The organism is Mycolicibacterium brisbanense, assembly GCF_001570425.1.
GTDB lineage: Bacteria > Actinomycetota > Actinomycetes > Mycobacteriales > Mycobacteriaceae > Mycobacterium > Mycobacterium brisbanense.
The window spans coordinates 229,622-249,070 of sequence record NZ_BCSX01000021.1; the positions used below are offsets into that span (position 1 = coordinate 229,622).

Annotated in this window: 4 protein-coding genes; all 4 read right to left on the bottom strand. The window is 67.6% G+C overall.

What is annotated here, in order from left to right:
• Positions 1 to 5 precede the first annotated feature (5 nt).
• The 4 genes from RMCB_RS11000 to RMCB_RS11015 are packed head-to-tail and all read right to left on the bottom strand — an operon-like array spanning position 6 to position 19,442.
• Positions 6 to 581, bottom strand: coding sequence for a chorismate mutase (locus tag RMCB_RS11000; RefSeq protein WP_084388420.1), 576 nt, complete (start codon positions 579 to 581; stop codon positions 6 to 8).
• On the bottom strand, positions 574 to 1,371 hold the full coding sequence (locus RMCB_RS11005) for a GAP family protein (RefSeq protein ID WP_029370311.1): 798 nt from the start codon (positions 1,369 to 1,371) through the stop codon (positions 574 to 576). Before RMCB_RS11005 ends, RMCB_RS11000 begins: the two co-directional genes overlap by 8 nt.
• Positions 1,372 to 1,374: 3 nt before the next feature.
• Positions 1,375 to 9,066, bottom strand: coding sequence for a non-ribosomal peptide synthetase (locus RMCB_RS11010; RefSeq protein ID WP_062828800.1), 7,692 nt, complete (start codon positions 9,064 to 9,066; stop codon positions 1,375 to 1,377).
• Positions 9,063 to 19,442 carry a non-ribosomal peptide synthetase gene (locus RMCB_RS11015; RefSeq protein WP_084388421.1) on the bottom strand — a complete coding sequence of 3,460 codons (10,380 nt, stop codon included), beginning with the start codon at positions 19,440 to 19,442 and terminating at the stop codon, positions 9,063 to 9,065. Before RMCB_RS11015 ends, RMCB_RS11010 begins: the two co-directional genes overlap by 4 nt.
• Positions 19,443 to 19,449: the final 7 nt, after the last annotated feature.

The following is a 19,449-nucleotide window of genomic DNA, read 5'->3' on the forward strand; positions in this document are numbered from 1 at the left end:
CGCGCTCACGGGCAATAGGCGTGCGTGGCGTAGGTCAGCGCGGACTGATAGACCGGGTCGAGAGCTCGGGCGGCGATCACGGCGCTCAGCGCGGTGTCGCGGTCGGCGATGCAGGACGGTGAGTGAAGGTCATCCCACTGCGCGGCCATCTCCCGCACCATGGTCTGGTTGAGCCGGTCGATCGTCGTCCGTGTCTCGGACAGGTCCGGCGCCTCGGCGGGCGCCGCACCGGGATCGATCTTCCATTGCGCGAACCGCGTGTACTCGACCGAGCTCGTCGCGTCGATCTGGTTGCGAAAGACGTTGCCCACGTAGCCCGGATCGATGTGAGCAGCCGCGGCGGCCGCCGTCACCGCATCGATCACCTGCTGCTCACGCTTCGGATCGTCGACGGCACCACCGGTACGGTACTTGTACGCGGCGACAGCGTCTGCGGTCTGAAGACGCTGCGCCGCCGCGTCGATCAGTGGCAGCAGCGGACTTTGCGGGTCAGCGTGTGCCGCGGGTGCGCCCGGTGCTGCGCCGACCCCGACGAGGACCGCCGCGCAGGAGATCCACGCGGTCGTCCCCGGCTTACGCAACGCCGACGCCCGTCAGCACCTGCCATATGCCCACCAGACCGAACAACACGATCAGTATCTGCGTGCGGCGCGCCAACGCCCACCCGTGCACCAACTCCAGCACGGCATGGGTCTTGGCCGGGACGATCGCATAACTGAGCAGGGCCACTTCGAAAACCACGAGCATCACAGCGACGAACACCAGGACCGCGCTCAGCTGCGTGACGATCGGCGTTCCCGACGCGACGATGACCGTGCTCATCACCAGGATGAACGGGGGTGGCAGCACATAGATCAGGGACAGCGCCATCGACACCCACAGCGCTCCGCTGTCCCACTCGTCGCGCGCCCGCTTCATCAACCGCACCATCGGAGACGCGACCGCGTGCAGCATGCTCCTGACGGGCCCCGATCGGCGCGAATCTGTATGCGGCTCATCCGCTTCCAAGACAAGGACCGCGGATTCACCGCGCCCGGCCGTCGTCGCGGCCACGCGCGGCCGCATCCGGCTCCGCACCGCCAGGAACGCAGCGATACCCAGCGCGAGAACTCCCGTGCACAACTGCAGGGGTTGGATCCCCGATTCAGGGTCCCGCGTGGACAGTCCCTGTGCGAACGCGGCGAATGACGGGATGCTGTGCAGCGCTATCACCGCACCCATCAGTGCCACCACGTTCACAACCACACAGGCTACCCAGAATGCGAACAGATTCTGTTCGGGCCGGGGCCGTGAGATCACCAGCACGATGCCGCCCAGCAGCATCGGGTTCAGTGCCACCAACAGTGCCCACCCGAGAATTTGTCCCCACATCGGTCAGAGCAATCCGAGTCGCTGCAGATCGGTGACGTACTTGACGATCACCGGCGCCGAGACGTGCGGAATGTCATTTGCCTTACCGATATTCGCCGCGCGCACCGCTTCGTGGAAGCGATCCGCGGGCGCGTACGAGCCGCAGGTCGGTGCGGGAGGTTGCAGGTCGTCGGTGTGCTGCCGCAGCACCGTCAGCATCTGCAGCACCGAGTTCTGCCGCTGCTGTTCCGGCAACGCACGCAGACCGTCTTCGAACCGCTGCAACCACTCCCCGAAGTCGGCGACCCGTTCGATCGGATAGCCGGCCTCCACGAGCCAGTCGACGTAGGTGTCGATGCCGATGCCGTCGTCGTGCGGATTCATCACGTGATACGTCTCGAATTGTGCAGACGCCGACCGGGCTACCTGCCAGCCCAGCGTGATGATCGCTTCCGCGACGAAATCGACGGGCAGACCGTCGAAGTGGGCTCGCTGCCGGGTGCCGCCGTCGCCGAGTTGGTAGAACGACTCGGGCGCCAGCCCGGTCGCCACGATGCTCAGCACCATGCGGGTCACCGTGTCCGACACGTTGAGCTGGCCCGCGTAGGCGGGCTCGGCCATGATCATGCCGGACCGGAACACCGCGACGGGAAGCCCACACAGGTCGTGGGCTTCGCGCAGCAGCACCTCGCCTGCCCACTTGCTGTTGCCGTAACCGTTGGCGTAGCTGGCGTCGACGGTACGAGTGGCGCTGATCTGCCGAATGTCGGCGTCTTCGGTGAACATCGAGGGTTCGATCTGACGTCCGACGTCCGACGTGGACACGAAGGTGTACGGCTTGAGCTTGGTGGTGAGCGCGAACTTGATCAGTTCGGCGGTGCCGATGACGTTGGGCCCGAACAACTCCCAGTACGGCAGCACGCTGTTGACGAACGCCGCCGAGTCGACGATGAGGTCGACACGTTCGGCCAGCTCGTGCCACCGCTGCTCGTCCAAGCCCAGGTTCGGTTCGCCCTTGTCTCCGGCGATGACCTGCAGACGCTCGGCCGCCAGTTCCTGGAAGTGCTTGCGCAGCACCGGGTCGGTGTCGAACGTCGCTTCGAGGCGACGACGCGCATCTTCGTCTGACTTGCCCCGGACCAGGCAGATCACGGTGTCATCGACACGTCGCAGCCGCTTGAGCCAGTCCAGCAGCAGATACCGCCCCAGGAATCCGGTGGCCCCGGTCAGCAGCACGGTCTGCACGTGCCCGTCCGGGCGCGGCAGGGTCGGAGCTGTCCGCAACGTGTAGCTGTCGATGAACTTGTTTAACGTCAGATCCCGCGCGTGGACCTCACCGACATCGGTGCCGCCGTGCACGGACGCGAAGCTGACCCCGCCCAGGCCCGGCGACGCATCCGATTCGACGGCGTTGTCGAGCTGATGGCTCAGCGCCCGAACCGTCGGCGCCTCGAACAGGGTCCGCACCGCAAGTTGCGCGTCGAGGGCCGTGTTGATCGCCGCGATCACCCGCATCGCGGAGATCGAGTCGCCCCCGAGGTCGAAGAACGAGTCTTCGACGCCGACCCGGTCCATACCCAGCACGTGGGCGTAGATGCCTGCGATGGTCTCCTCGACCGGGTTCGCAGGCGCCCGGTAGGTGCCCGCGGCGCTGCGGTACTCAGGAGCAGGCAGCGCACGGCGATCGAGCTTGCCGTTGACCGTCAGGGGCAGCGCAGGCACCACCACGATGGCCGCCGGGATCATGTACCCGGGTAGGCGCTGAGCCAACGCACCGCGCAGCTCGACCGGGTCCGCGGATCCGGTGACATAACCGACCAGGCGCTTGTCGCCCGGACGGTCTTCGCGTGCGATCACTGCCGCCTGTTCGACACCGTCCAAGTCGGCGAGCGCGGCCTGGATCTCGCCGAGTTCGATGCGGTACCCGCGAATCTTGACCTGCTCATCGGCGCGGCCGAGGTACTGCAACTGCCCGTCGGGGCCCCACTGCACGAGGTCACCGGTGCGGTACATCCGGTCCCCTGGCTCGCCGAACGGGCATGCCACGAACCGCGATGCGGACAACCCGGCCCGGTTCACATACCCGAGGCCCAGGCCTCGGCCTGCCAGATACAGCTCGCCGACCACGCCGGCCGGTACGGGCCGCAGCCACTCGTCGAGCACGAACGTGGCGCCGGTCGGCACCGGTGAACCGATCGGCACGACCGGCCCCGACGCCTTCTTGAGCGGGGCGCTGATCGCCGCGTAGATGGTCGCCTCGGTCGGGCCGTACGCGTTGAGCATCACCCGTCCGGTCGCCCACCGGTCCACGACCTCTGTCGGGCAGGCTTCACCGGCCACGACCAACGCGGTGTTCTCCAGCCCTTCCGGTGACAACATGCCGACCGCGGACGGAGTCTGGTAGAGCACGGTGACCTGCTCTGCGATCAACAGCTTGTGCAGGTCGTCCGGCGCGCCCGCCACGTGCTCGGGCACGATCACCAGCCGCGAGCCGTGCAGCAGCGCACCCCAGATCTCCCACACCGAGACGTCGAAGACCAGTGAATGCCATTGCGACCACACCTGTCCCGGGCCTGCGGGCATGTCGGGGTGCAACTTCTCCAAGACCTGGGTGACGTTGCTGTGGGTGATGGCAACGCCTTTGGGCACACCCGTGGTGCCCGACGTGTAGATCATGTAGGCGATGTCGTCGGGCGCAGGCGGCAGCAGCGTGGTGCTCGGGTAGATCGCGGTCGCGGGATCGTCGGGATCGTCGACCTCGACGACCAGCACATCGGAATTCTCCAGCCGCGGACGCAGATCGGAGGTCGTGACCGCGGCGATCGGCTTGGCGTCGGCGAGCATGAACTCCAACCGCGACGTCGGCACGGACGGGTCGATCGGCAGATACGCCGCGCCGGTCTTGAGCACCGCCAGGATCGCAACGATCGCTTCATCGGATCGCGGCACCAGCAAGGCCACCGACTCGCCCGGGCCTGCGCCGTAGACCGCCAGCAGGTTCGCCAACCGGTTGGCATCCTCGTCGAGTTCACCGTAGGTGAGGGTGCGCCCGTCGAACGTCACCGCGATGGCATCCGGGTCACGGGCCACCTGCTCGGAGAACCGCTCCGGAATCGACTTCGCCGCCGTCACCGGCTGGGACAGCAGCGCGCGGTTGCCCCAGGTGTCGATGACCTCGCGTTCAGCCGGTTCGACCACGTCCATCGACGACAGCCGCCTGGTCGGATCGGCCGTCATGGCCTCGAGCACCCGCTGGAACCGCTCGACGAGCGCTTCGATGGCGGCCACGTCGAACGCAGCGGCGTCGAACTCGACGCGCAGGCCGAGTTCGTGACCCGGCAGGGCCATCACCGACAGCGGGTAGTGGTTGTACTCGCGGTTGTTGAACTCGGTGACCGCCAGCTCGTGGACACCCGCGAAGGCGCTGGTGTCGATCGGATAGCTCTCATACAGGAACAGCGTGTCGAACAGTTGCTCGTGGCCGGCAACGTGATGAATCTCGTTGAGCGCCAAGTGCTCGTGCTCGATGGTGTCGTTGTGGTGCCGCTGCAGCTGGTCGAGCAGATCGGCGACGGTGGTGGTCGCGGTGGTGCGTGCCCGCACCGGCACGGTGTTGATCAGCAGACCCACGATGGACTCCGAGCCTGCCAACTCCGCCGGCCGGCCGGATACCGCGGTGCCGAAGGCCACATCGCGCTGGCCCGTCAGGGCCATGAGCAGCTGAGCCCACGCCGCCTGCAGCACCGTGTTCACCGTCGTGTGGCATGAACGAGCCAGTTCGCCAAGGGCTTTCGTGGTCTCGACGGACAACCGGTAGGACTCGACACCGCGCGGCCCGCCGTGGCCCGGCGGTGCGACCAGGGTGGGCGTGGTGAACCCGTCCAACACCTCGCGCCACGCCGCGCGGGCGGCGTCCCGATCCTGGCGGCCCAGCCAGCTGACGAAACTGCGGTACGACGGCGCGGCGGGCAGCCGATGGCCGAAGTAGCCGGCGAAGATTTCCTGCAGCAGGATCGGCAGTGACCACCCGTCGATCACGATGTGGTGGAAGGTCAGCACGAAGCGGTGCTGATTGCCCGACGTGCGGATCAGCGTGGCGCGGAACGTCGGCCGTTCCACCAGATCGCACACCGCGGCGCGTTCGGCCGTGCACAGGCGCTCGATCTCGTCGTCCGGGGTGAGGTCGTCGCCGCGCAGATCCAGGTACCGCCAGGCGATCACCGGGTCGGCCGGGATGATCTGCACGGCCTCGTCGGCCAGTTCGCAGAACCGGGCCGCGAGGTTCGGGTGGCGCGCGACCACCGCGTGCACGGCGTCGCGTAGCCGATGCTGATCGAGCACGCCGGTGACGGTGATGTCCAACTGCACTGCATAGACATCGTTTTCGGTGCCCCGCGCGAGGGTCGAGTGGAAGAGCAGGCCTTCCTGCACCGGGGTCAACGGCAACACATCGGCGATGGTGTGGCGCTGCGCCAGATCGTCGATCTGCTCCTGGCTCAACCGAGCCGGGGCGAGATCCGACGGCGTGAAACCACCGCCGCCGTTGCGCACATGCGCGCAGATGCCCGCCAGCGCTTCGAACCACAGTCGGCTCAGCTGGTCGGCCTGGGCCCGGTCCATGGCCGAGGGCGCCCAGGTCCAGCCTGCCTGCAGCTGTGGTCCGGAGTCGGAATCCACAGTGCCGGCGTTGAGTTCGACGGTGTGCATCAACGGCATCGCCACCGCGGAGGCCGCACCCGTGAGTGTCAGCGCGTCCTGGTCGATGCGCCACAGCTCGTCGGACAGGTCACCTGCGCCTGCGCCGAGGCGTCCGAGGTAGTTGAAGCCGATGGTCGGGTCCAGCCCGTCGAGGTCCACATCGGGGTTCAGGTACCGCAGCAGGCCGTAGGTGACGCCGTCGGGCAGCGCACGCAGTTGTTCCTTGGCCGACTTGATGATCGGGCCCAGCGCAGCCTCACCGGCGGTCACCTGGTCCCAGGACAGTTCGCCGACCGCAAGGGCAACGGGGTACTTGGTGGTAAACCAACCCACGGTGCGGGACAGGTCGACATCGGAGGCGAGATCCTCGACTCGGCCGTGGCCCTCGACGTCGATACCGATCGGCGCGGCGCCGGTCCCCAGGTATTGCGCCCAGGCCAGGCCGAACGCGATCAGCAGAATGTCTTGCACGCCTGCGTGGAACGCCGCGGGCACCTCGGCGAGCAGCTGCTTCGTGGTGTCGGCGTCGAGTGACACCGTCAGTTGTCCGGCGTTCGCGTAGGTGTCGATGTCGGGCTGGACAGCGGGCAGCGCCGCGGGTGTCTGCGCGACTCGCCGCCACGTGTCGGCGAGTTCCGCCACGGCGCCGTCCCGCGCATGCTCGGCCAGCAGCGCGGTCCAGCGGGCGAAGGACGTACCGCCCGTGGGCAATTCGACCGGCTGGCCGCTGTGGTGCTGCGCCCACGCGATGTTCAGGTCTTCCAACAGGATTCGCCACGACACGCCATCGACGGCGAGGTGATGGATCATCAGCGCCAGCTGTCGGGCCTGTGCGGCCCAGACCGCACTGACCATCGCCCCGGTCGCCGGGTTCAACCGGGACCGCGCCTCGATCAACGCGTCGTCGGACAGCGTGTCGACGGTGTTCAGGCACGAACGCGCGTCGACCGCACCCTGGTCCGGAACCAGCAGTGACCAGTCGCCGTCCACGATCGGTGCCTGCAGGCGCAACGTGGCGTGCCGGTCGAGCAGGGCCTGCAGCACGACAAGCACGTCGGCTTCGGTGACCCCATCCGGGGCCTGGAGCACCAAGGTCTGGTTGAACTCGTCGACCGGCCCCTGCACGGTCTGAAGCCACCGCATGATCGGGGTGGCGACCACCGGGCCGATACCGTCGTCGACGACGGCCGATTCGGCATCGGTGAACGCCGATACTTGGGCCAGCCTGCTCACGGTCTGCTCGACGAAGATGTCGCGCGGCCGGCACGACACGCCGGCTGCGCGAGCGCGTGCCACCACCTGCATCGACAGGATGCTGTCGCCGCCAAGGTCGAAGAACGAATCGTCGACGCCGACGCGCTGCTGTCCGAGCACCTGGGCGTAGATCTCGGCGAGAATCTCCTCGACCGGGGTCGACGGGGCCCGGTAGTCGCTGCCGTTGCTGCGGTACTCAGGGGCGGGCAGCGCGCGCTTGTCGAGTTTTCCGTTGACGGTCAACGGAATCGACTCGATGGTGACGATGGCGGCGGGCACCATGTAGGTCGGCAGGCGTTGGGCCAGTTCGGCCCGCAGCGCAGTCGGGTCGGCGGAGCCGGTGATGTACCCGACCAGCCGCTTGTCGCCGGGACGGTCTTCCCGGGCGATCACGACGGCCTGCTCCACACCGTCGAGCCGGGCCAGGGCAGCCTGTACCTCGCCGAGTTCGATGCGGTACCCGCGGATCTTGACCTGTTCGTCTGAGCGGCCCAGGTACTGCAGTTGCCCGTCTTCGCCCCAGCGGACGAGGTCACCGGTGCGGTACATCCGGTCGCCCGGCTTGCCGAACGGGCAGGCCATGAATCGGGACGCGGTCAGCCCGGGACGACGCGAATAACCGGTCGCCACACCTGTTCCCGCCACGTACAGCTCGCCGACCACGCCCTCGGGCGCGGGCCGCAGCCACTGGTCGAGCACGAACAGCGCCGCGCCGGGCACCGGCGATCCGATCGGGGCCACCCCGGATCCCGCCTTGAGCGGTTTGCTCATCGCCGCGTAGATCGTCGCCTCGGTCGGGCCGTACGCGTTGATCATCACCCGTCCGGGTGTCGCCCACCGGTCGACCAGCTCGGTCGGGCAGGCCTCACCGGCCACCACCAGGGTCGTCGAGTCCAGGTGCTCCGACGACAACATCCCCGCCGCCGAGGGTGTTTGGCAGAGCACCGTCACCTTTTCGGAGATCAGGAGCTTGTGTAGGTCGTCGGGTGAGCTGGCGATCGATTCGGGTACCACCACCAGGCGGCCACCGCGGAGCAGCGCACCCCAGATCTCCCAGACCGATACGTCGAAGACCAGCGAATGCCATTGGGACCACACCTGACCGGGGCCCGCAGGCAGGTCCGCGTGCAGCCCGTCGACCAGCTGCGTCACGTTGTTGTGGGTGACCGCAACCGCTTTCGGGACACCGGTGGTGCCCGACGTGTACGTCATGTACGCCAGGTCGTCCGGTTTCGGGCCGGGCAGGGCAGTGCTCGGCCGGCTGTCGACGGCGGGATCCGCGATGTCGAGGACCGGCACATCGGTGCCGTCCAGCCGGGTCCGCAGATCTGCGGTGGTCAATGCCACCACCGGCATCGCATCCGACATCATGAACTCGATGCGGGCATCCGGATGCGCGGGGTCGATCGGCAGATACGCGGCGCCCGTCTTGAGCACCGCGAGGATTGCCACGATCGCCTCACCCGAACGCGGGAGCAACAGCGCGACGGATTCGCCTGGCCGGGCGCCGTGGTCGGCAAGCATGTGCGCCAACCGATTGGTGGCCTCGTTCAGCTCGCGATAGGTCCACGACCGGTCACCGCAGACCAGCGCGACCGCCTGCGGCGCGCGTACCGCCTGCCGGGAGAACAGGGTCGGAATCGACACCGGTGTGCGGGCGGGCCCGGTGAGCACCGCCCGGTTGCCCCATTCGTCGAGCTGATCGTGTTCCCCGTCGTCGAGTAGATCGAACGACAACAACGTGCGGCTGGAGTCGATGCTCATGACTGCTCCCTCGTCTCTGCGGTCATGGCCACCAGTACCCGTCGTAACCGGTTCACCAACCTGCCGATGCGGGCCGCGTCGAAGACGTCAGTGTCAAATTCGACGCGGAGACCCAATTCATGGCCCGGAACGGCTTGCACCGAAAGCGGGTAGTGGTTGTATTCGCGATTGGCGAAGTCGGTGATGGCCAATTCGTGCACGCCCAGCAATTCAGCCGTGTCGATGGGGTAGTTCTCGTAGACGAAAACCGTGTCGAACAGCTGGTCATGGCCAGTCGCGCGGTGCACCTCGGCCAAGGCGAGGTGCTGATGTTCCAGGGTATCGGTGTATGCCCCCTGCAGCTGGTCGAGCAGGCTGGCGATGGTGGTCGCCGGTGTGATCGTCGCCCGCACCGGAACCGTGTTGATCAGCAGGCCCACCATCGAGTCGGCACCTGCCAGGTCGGCGGGCCGACCCGAAACCGCTGTGCCGAAAGCGACGTCGTGCTGGCCGGTCAGCCACATCAGCAACTGGGCCCACGCCGCCTGCAGCACAGTGCTGACCGTGGTGTGGCAGGACCGCGCCAGATCGCCGAGTGCCTTGGTGGTCTCGGCGTCCACCTGGAAGGACTCGACGCCGCGCCGACCGAGTGACAGGCGGCCGGGCGGACCGATCAGCGTCGGCGTGTCGAACCCGGCGAACACGCGGCGCCAAGCCTCCCTGGCGGCCGTGTTGTCCTGGTCGGACAGCCAGCTGACGAACCTCCGGTAGGGCACGGGGGCGGGCAGCCGGGCACCGAAGTATCCGGCGAAGATCTCTTGCAGCAGAATCGGTTTCGACCAACCGTCGAGCACGATGTGGTGGTTGGTGAGCACGAAACGGTAGCGGTCGACCGCGGTGCGGATCAGGGCGGCCCGGAACGGCGGCTTGTTCGCCAGATCGCACACCGCCGCACGCTCCGCCGCGGACAACCGGGCGATCTGCCCGTCGACATCGGCACCCTCGGCCAGTTCCACGTATTGCCAAGCCAGTTCGGGTTCGGCCGACAGCAGCTGCACCGGCTCCCCGAAATCCTCGAAGAACCGGGCCACCACGTTCGGGCGGCGCCTCAGCACGTCATGCACGGCCTCGCGCATGCGATCGGGATCGACTGAGCCCGTCATGCTGATGTCCAGCTGAACCGAGTACAGATCCTCGTGGCCCTGCGCGGCACCGGTGTGGAACAGCAGTCCCTGCTGCAGCGGGGTCAGCGGCAGGACGTCGGCGATGTCGTAGCGCTGCTGCAGTTCGTCGATCTGCTGCTGGTCCAATCGCGCGGGGGCGACGTCGGATGGTGTCAACCCGCCGCCGCCGAGACGCACATGCGCGCAGATCCCGGCCAATGCGTCGAACCACAGCTGGCTCAACCGGGTGACCTGTGCGTGGTCCAGCGCCGACAGCGCCCACGTCCAGGTCGCGTGCAGGCGCGGACCCTCGTCGATGTCGTTGCCGCCGTCGAGAATTCCGGCATTGAGCTCGATCGTGTGGCCCAGCGGCGTCGGTACCGCCGTGGCTGCGGCCGTCACTGCCACCGCATCCTGGTCGATCTGCCACAGCTCGTCGGACAGGTCCGCGGCGCCTGCGCCGAGGCGCCCGAGGTAGTTGAACCCGAGGGCCGGATCGGATCCGCCGAGCTCCACGTCCGGATTCAGGTAGCGCAACAGACCGTAGGTCAGGCCGTCCGGAAGCGCACGCAGTTGCTCCTTGGCCGCCTTGACGACCGGCCCGAGCGCGGTGTCGCCGGAACTGACCTGCTCCCATGTCATTCCGCCAACGGACAACGACACCGGGTACTTGCTGGTGAACCACCCGACCGTGCGCGACAGGTCGATGTGTGCGTCGGTGCCCGACCCGATCTCCTCGACCCGGCCGTGCCCCTCGACGTCGACCCCGACGGGCCCGTCGCCGGTACCGAGGAACTCGGTGACCGCCAACCCGAACGCGATCAGCAGGATGTCTTGCACGCCGGCATGAAACGCCGCGGGCACCTCGGTCAGCAGCTGCTGGGTGGTCGCGGGATCCAGCTCCAGCGACAACTGCCCGGCGTTCGCGTAGGTGTCCAACGCGGGCTGCACGGCAGGCAACGCGGCAGGGACGGCCGTGACCTGTCGCCAGGTGTCGGCGGTGTTCACGACCGCGTCCGCGCGGGCATGGGCATCGAGGACTCGCGCCCACCGGGCGAACGAGGTTCCCCCACCCGGCAGCGCCACCTCCTGGCCGCTGTGGTGCTGCGCCCACGCGATGTTCAAGTCTTCCAACAGGATTCGCCATGACACCGCGTCGACGGCCAGATGGTGGACCATCAGTGCCAACCGCCTGGTCTCCGGCACCCACAGTGCCGTGAGCATCGCCCCGGTCGCAGGGTTCAGCCGCGACCGCGCCGCCTGCAGCGCATCGTCGGACAGTGCGTCCACGACGTGCACGCAGGCACGGGCATCCACCGAGCCGACTTCGGGAACGGTCAGCGACCATTCCCCGGTTTCGGTCGTATCGCTCGTCAGCCGCAGCATGCCGTGCCGGTCCAGCAGGGCCTGCAGCACCACGGCGACGTCGGTGTCGGTGACGCCGGCCGGGGCCTGCAGCACCACGGTCTGGTTGAACTGGTCTGTCGGGCCGTCGAGTTCGTGCAGCCACCGCATGATCGGGGTGGCCACCACCGCTCCGGTGCCCTCGTCGACGACGGTCGTCTCACTGTCGGCGAACGTCGCGACCCGGGCCAGCCTGCTGACAGTCTGCTCGACGAAGATGTCGCGTGGCCGGCAGACGAGGCCTGCCGCACGGGCCCGCGCGACCACCTGCATCGACGAAATGCTGTCCCCGCCAAGGTCGAAGAACGAGTCGTCGACGCCGACCCGCTCGACCCCCAGCACCTGGGCGTAGATGCCGCTGAGGATCTCTTCGATCGCGTTGACCGGTGCGCGGTACTGCTCAGCGTCCTGATACTCCGGTGCGGGCAGGGCCTTGGTGTCGAGCTTGCCGTTCACCGTCAGCGGCAGCGAGTCCATCACCACGACGGCGGACGGCACCATGTAGGTCGGGAGACGGTCGGACAGGGTCGCGCGCGCCTCGGCCGGATCGATCGTTCCCGGCGTCGTCTCGGTGACGTAACCCACCAGGCGCTTGTCGCCGGGCCGGTCCTCGCGCGCGATGACGGCCGCCTGGCCGACGCCGGCCAAACCGGCCAGCGCCGCGTGCACTTCACCCAGTTCGATGCGGTAGCCGCGGATCTTGACCTGCTTGTCGGCCCGTCCCACGTACCGCAGTTGCCCGTCGGCGCCCCACTGCACCAGGTCACCGGTGCGGTACATCCGGGTGCCCGGCGCCCCGAACGGGCATGCGACGAACCGGGTCGACGACAGGTCCGGCCGGCCGATGTAACCGGCCGCCAAACCGGTACCGGCGACGTACAGCTCGCCGACCACACCCACCGGGACCTGACGCAGCCATCCGTCCAGGACGAAAAAAGCCAAGTGCTCCAACGGAACACCGATGGGGCTGACGCTGTTCGTGAGGTCGCCGTCACCGATCTCGCGGAACGAGGCGTGCACCGTCGTCTCGGTGATGCCGTACATGTTGATCAGTCGCGGCAGCCCTGGGTGACTGCGCAGCCACGGTGACAGTCGTTGTGGCTCAAGCGCTTCCCCGCCGAAGACCACGGTCTGCAGTTTCAGCTGCTGCCCGAGTTCGGGCTGCAGGGTGTCGGCGGTCTGCAGCGCGTAGAACGCCGAAGGCGTCTGGCTCAGCACGCTCACCTGTTCGCTGACCAGCAGGGCGTGGAAGTCTTCGGGCGAGCGGACGATCGCGTCCGGCACGATCAGCAGCCGGCCGCCGTAGAGCAGCGCGCCCCACAGCTCCCACACCGAGTAGTCGAACGCCAGCGAATGGCATTGCGTCCACACCTGTCCCAGCGCCAGCTCGGCGTCGAGCGACTCCAGCAGCCGGGTCACGTTGCGGTGGGTGACCGCTACGCCCTTGGGCTTACCGGTGGTCCCCGACGTGTAGATGATGTAGGCGATGTTGTCGGACGTCGGGGCAGGCAGCGCGGTCGCCGGCTGACCGTCGACCGCCGGGTCGTTGACGTCGATCACGGACATCTCAGGCAGCCCGGGCCCGGTCAACCGGCCGAGCAGCTCCGCCGTGGTGACTGCCGCGATCGGTGCGGCATCGTTGAGCGTGAACTCGATGCGGGCGTCGGGATGGGCGGGGTCGATCGGCAGATACGCCGCACCGGTCTTGAGCACCGCGAGGATGGCCACGACAGCCTCGGCCGTGCGGGGCAGCAACAGCGCCACCCGCTGACCCGGGCCGGCTCCCCTGCCGGACAGCAAGTGCGCCAACCGGTTTGACGCCTCGTCCAGCTCGCGGTAGGTCCACGACCGCCCGCCCGGGCCGGCATTGCTGCTCGTGTCCGCGGCAGTGACTGCTGCGGCCTCCGGCGCACGGCGCACCTGCTCGGCGAACAACGCCGGGATCGACGGTGAACCCGTCACCGGCTGGGCGAGCACCGCGCGGTTGCCCCACCGGTCGAGTTGATCGTGCTCGGTGGAATCGAGCATGTCGATCGAGGCCACCCGGCGTGCAGGGTCGGCGACCATCGCCTCGAGCAGGTGATGCATGCGCTTGACCAGGACGTCGATGGCCGCCTCGTCGAACACCTCGGTGTCGAACTCGACGCGCAGGCCGAGTTCATGACCCGGCATCGCCACCATGGACAGCGGATAGTGGTTGTATTCGCGGCTGGTGAAATCCGTGACCGCGAGGTCCTGCACGCCAAGCAGCTCACCGGCGTCGATCGGGTAGTTCTCGTACACGAACAAGGTGTCGAACAACCGGTCGTGGCCCGCGGCGCGATGGATTTCGGCCAGCGAGAGGTGCTCGTGCTCGACGGTGTCGTTGTGTGTGCGCTGCAGTTGATCCAGCAGCTCGGCGACAGTGGTGGTCGCGGTGATGGTCGCGCGGACGGGCACGGTGTTGATCAGCAGGCCCACAATCGATTCCGCGCCTGCGAGGTCTGCCGGGCGGCCGGACACCGCGGCCCCGAACGCGACGTCGTGCTGACCGGTCAGCGATGCCAGCATCTGCGCCCACGCGGCCTGCAGCACGGTGTTGACGGTGGTGCGATGTGCCCGTGCGAGTTCGCCGAGGGCCTGGGTGATCTCGGCAGACACCCGGTGCGACTGGACACCGCGAGGCCCCGCCTGGGTCGGCGGCGCGACGAGGGTCGGGGTGTCGAAACCGTCGAACACCTCCCGCCACGTCGCCTGGGCGACATCGCGGTCCTGCGTGGCAAGCCAGCTGACGAAGTTTCGGTACGGCGTGGGCGCGGACAGCCGCTGACCGAAATAGCCCGCGAAGATCTCCTGCAGCAGTACCGGAAGCGACCATCCGTCGATCACGATGTGGTGCAGCGTCATCACGAGCCGGTAAGTGTCGTCGCCGGTCCGGATCAGTGCGGCCCGGAACGTCGGTTGGCCGGCCAGGTCGCACACGGCGGTCCGCTCCGCCGCGCACAGCCGATCGATCTGCTCGTCGGACTCGAGTTCGACGTACTGCCAGGCGATCACCGGGTCAACCGGAAGAACCTGAACAGGTTCGCCGAAGTCCTCGCAGAACCGCGGCGCGAGGTTGGGATGACGATCGACCACCGCGTGCACGGCATCACGCAGGCGGTGCGGGTCGAGGGCACCGGCCATCGTGATGCCGAGCTGAACGGCGTAAACGTCGTCGCGGGAGTCCCCCGGGGCTCCCGCGTCCTCCGCTGCGGCCTGGAAGCTGGCCTGGAACAGCAGCCCCTGCTGCAGCGGGGTCAGCGGCAGCACGTCGGCGATTCGGTACTGCTGCTGCAGCTCGTCGATCTGCCGCTGAGTCAAGCGGGCCGGCGCGAGGTCGGACGGCGTGAGACCACCGCCGCCGTGTCGCACGTGCGCGCAGATTCCGGCCAGGGCTTCGAACCACAAGCGGCTCAGCCGGCCGATCTGCTCCTCGTCGAGCGCCGTCGGTGCCCACGTCCAATTGGCCTGCAGGCGCGGCCCGCTCTCGCCGTCCAGCGTTCCGGCATTGAGTTCCACGGTGTGCGCCAACGGCATCGGTACCGCGGCGGCCACGTCCGTCATCGGCAGGCTCGCCGAATCGATACGCCACAGATCGCCGGTGAGATCACCGGCGCCCGCACCCAACCGACCGAGGTAGTTGAAACCGATCGTCGGATCCGAACCCGCAAGCTCCACATCGGGATTGAGATAGCGAAGCAAACCGTAGGTCAGCCCGTCCGGCAGGGCCCGCAGCTGTTCCTTACCGTCCTTGACCACCGGGCCGAGCGCTGATTCGCCCGCGGCCACCTGCGCCCACGACACCCCGCCCACGGCCAACGACACCGGGTATTTGGTGGTGAACCAGCCGACCGTCCGCGACAGGTCGATGTCGCGGTCGACCGTGCCGCCGAGCTCTTCGACACGGCCGTGGCCCTCGACGTCGATACCGATGGGGGCCTTGCCCGTGCCGAGGAATTCGGCCCAGGCAAGCCCGAATGCGATCAGCAGAATGTCTTGTACGCCGGCATGAAACGCCGCGGGAACCTCACCGAGCAGCAGCCGTGTGGTCTCGGGATCCAGCTCAACGGAGAGCCGGCCCGCCTCGGCGTGGGTGTCCGCGGTCGCGGGCAGCGCCTGCGGCGTCGTCAGGACCTGTTGCCACACATCGGCTTTGCTCTCCACCTCCGCGGTGCGGGCGTACTCCTCGAGCAACGCCGACCATCGGACGAAGGACGTGCCGCCTGCCGGCAACTCGATGGCCTGCCCGCTGTGATGCTGGGCCCACGCGATGTTGAGGTCTTCCAACAGGATTCGCCACGACACCCCGTCGACTGCCAGGTGGTGGACAACCAGCGCCAACTGGCCGGTGTCAGGCACCCACACGGCGCTGAGCATCTGTCCGGCCGCCGGGTTCAGCCGCGCCCTGGCTTCGCGGATCGCATCCTCAGTCAGTGCGTCCACCGAATGCAGGACCAGGCTTGCCGTCTCCGGAACGGTCAGTGACCACTCGCCGTTGTGCTCGCTGCCGCCGTTCGCGGTACCTGATTCGCTCCTCGCGTGCGCAACCATCCGCAACGTGGGATGCCTGTCGAGCAGTGCCTGCAGCACCACGGCCACGTCCGATTCGGACACCCCGGCCGGCGCCTGCAGCACCAATGTCTGGTTGAACTCGTCGACCGAGCCGTCAACGGTGTTGAGCCACCGCATGATCGGGGTGGCCACCACCGAACCGATGCCCTCGTCGACCACCGCTGCTTCGCCACCGGTGACCTTGACGACCGATGCCAAACGGGCCACGGTCTGCTCGACGAAGATGTCCCGCGGCCGGCATTGCAGGCCTGCGGCTCTGGCCCGGGCGACGACCTGCATCGACAGGATGCTGTCGCCACCCAGGTCGAAGAACGGATCGTCGACACCGACGCGATCCTGCCCGAGGACCTGTGCGTAGATGTCGGCCAAGACCTCTTCGACCGCTGTGGTCGGTTCGCGGTAATCGCGGCCCGCACCTTGATATTCCGGCGCGGGCAAGGCGCGGGTGTCCAGCTTGTTGTTGGCCGTCAGCGGCAGCGACTCCAACACCACGACAGCGACGGGCACCATGTACGGCGGCAGTCGATCCGCCAGTTGGGTCCGGACGTCCACCGGATCGGCCGTCCCGGTGATGTAGCCGACGAGACGCTTGTCCCCGGGCCGGTCCTCGCGAGCGATGACCACTGCGTTCTCGACGCCGTCGACGGCCGCCAAGGCGGCCTGGACTTCGCCGAGTTCGATGCGGTAGCCGCGGATCTTGACCTGTTCGTCGGCCCGGCCCAGGTACTCCAACTGGCCGTCATCGCCCCACCGGACCAGGTCTCCGGTCCGATACATGCGCGTTCCGGGCTCACCGAACGGGCACGCGACGAAGCGGGATGCGGTGAGGCCTGAGCGTCCCAGGTATCCACACGTCACACCGTCGCCCGCGACATACAGCTCGCCGACGACACCGGTTGGCACCGGCCGCATCCAGGTGTCCAGCACGAACAGCGCGGCCCCGGGCAGCGGCTTGCCGATGGGAACGGCCGCGCCGGGCGTCAACGGATCGCTGACCGTCACGCAGATCGTGGTCTCGGTCGGGCCGTAGCCGTTGACCATCACGCGGGTGGCCGGTGACCACCGCTCTACCACCGATGCGGGGCAGGCCTCACCGACGACCACGAGCGCCGAGGACTGCAAACCCTCGGTCGGCAGCATGGCCACGGCGGACGGCGTCTGTGTGAACGCGTCGACCTTCTCCGCGACCAGCAGGGCGTGAAAGTCTTCTGGTGCACCCGCGACAGCCTCGGGCACGACCACCAGTCGTCCGCCGCGCAGCAGCGCGTTTCCGATCTCCCACACCGAGGCGTCGAACGCCAGGGAATGGCACAGCGGCCAGACACCCGGGTGCGGCAAGCCGGATTCGAGGGCCGCCATCAGCCGCGTCACGTTGTGATGGGTGACGGCCACGCCCTTCGGCGTTCCTGTGGTGCCCGAGGTGTAGATGATGTAGGCGATGTCGTCGGGCGCAGGCCCTGCCGGTGCGGTACCGGGTTGGTCGGCTGCCGCAGGGTCGTCGATGTCGATGACGGTGACATCGTGCGCGTGCAACCGGGACCTGGCGCCGGCGCTGGTGATCACGGCGATGGGCGCTGCGTCGGCGAGGATGAAATCGATACGAGCCGCTGGGACAACAGGATCGATCGGCACATAGGCCGCCCCGGTCTTGAGCACCGCCAGGATCGCGATCACGGCCTTGGCCGACCGCTCCGACAACACTGCGACACGTTCACCGGGCGCGGCTCCGCGCGTCTTGAGCACGTGCGCCAGCCGATTGGCGGCCTCATCCAGCTCGCGATAGGTCAGCGTGTGGCCTTCGAAGGTCAGCGCGGGAGCGTCGGGCGCGCGATTCACGTAGCGGTCGAACAGATCTGGAATCGACAGGTGGGGCAGATGCTCGTTGAGTGCCGCTTGGTGGCCGATCTGTGCGAGCAGATCGTGTTCGTCGGCGCCGAGCAGATCCAGTGAGGACAACGGGCGGTCCGGATCGGCGGCCATCGCCGTCACGACCCGCTGGATGCGCTGCGCCAGATCGGCGACGCCGAAATCCGCGAACGGCTGTCCCGCGCCTGCCGTGCTCAGGAACAGCTGGTCGCTGGAGCCGATGAAGAACAATCCGAAGTGGCCCATCGGGCCGTGGTTGGTGTAGGACACCGTCACCGGGGCGCCGGCGAGATCCAGTGTGAGACGGGCGGGGATGAAGTTCACCGCGACGCGGTTGGACGCATGCCGTGGACCGCGAGCGCCGTTTCCGGCTTCGAGCAGGTGCACGGGATAGCGCTGGTGCTGCAACAGTTCCCGGATGCGGATGTCGACGTGGCGGCAGAATTCGCCGACGGTCCAATCCGGCGGGGTGTTCAGCACCAACGGCGCGACGCCCGCGAGCATCGCGGGCAGCGTCTTGGACTCGGGGGTCACTCGCCGGCTGACGGGGAAGTCGAGGGCCACCTCAGAACTGTTGGTCGACCACGCGCGCACCAGAAGTGCGACGGCCGCGGTCGTCACCGAGTAGCGGCGGATCCGCAGATTCTTGGAGAGCTGCTTGATATGGCCGACGACGGCCTGATCCACTTCCACGGATGCGGACGGCGTGTATGCATCGTGCGCGCTGGCCGGGGTGGGGAGCCCGTAGTCGAGGCCGCCTTCCGCAGGCAGGTTGTTGCTCCAGTACGCCTCGTCGTCCAGGTACTCGCTGGACGACGTATATGCCGTCTCACAGTCGACCAGGTCCTTCAGCGAACCAAAGTAGGCCGCGGGAATGGGCTCTCCCGCGACCAGTGCAGAATAAATGGTGGCAATTCGGCGGCTGACCACCGCCATGCCCAGACCGTCGACCGATATATGGTGCCCGAGTCCGAATAAATAATATTCATCCGGCTGCGTGCGGAACAATGCGAATTTGACGAGCCGCCCCGTCAATGGCAAGGGCGTGTGCTGAATCGACGACGCAATTTCACGGACCTTTTGGACCGGATCGTCGGAATCCCGGACGTCATAAAAAGGAAGGTCCAGGTCCGAATAATCGAGGGCCTTCTGGACCACCTGTCCGTCGACTTCGAAGAAGGCAGCCCTGGCAGGCTCTGCTTCGTCCATGGCTTGCCGGACCGCTCGCTCAAGAAGCTCACGGTCGACCGATCCGTCGATTCGTCCTAAAAGGCCGAGTTGCCACTCCGTACCCGCGAGGCCGCTTTCATGTGAGAGCCAGATATCCAACTGACCGCGCGAAAGCGGCAATGCGCCGTCGTCTTGTTCCATTATTCGA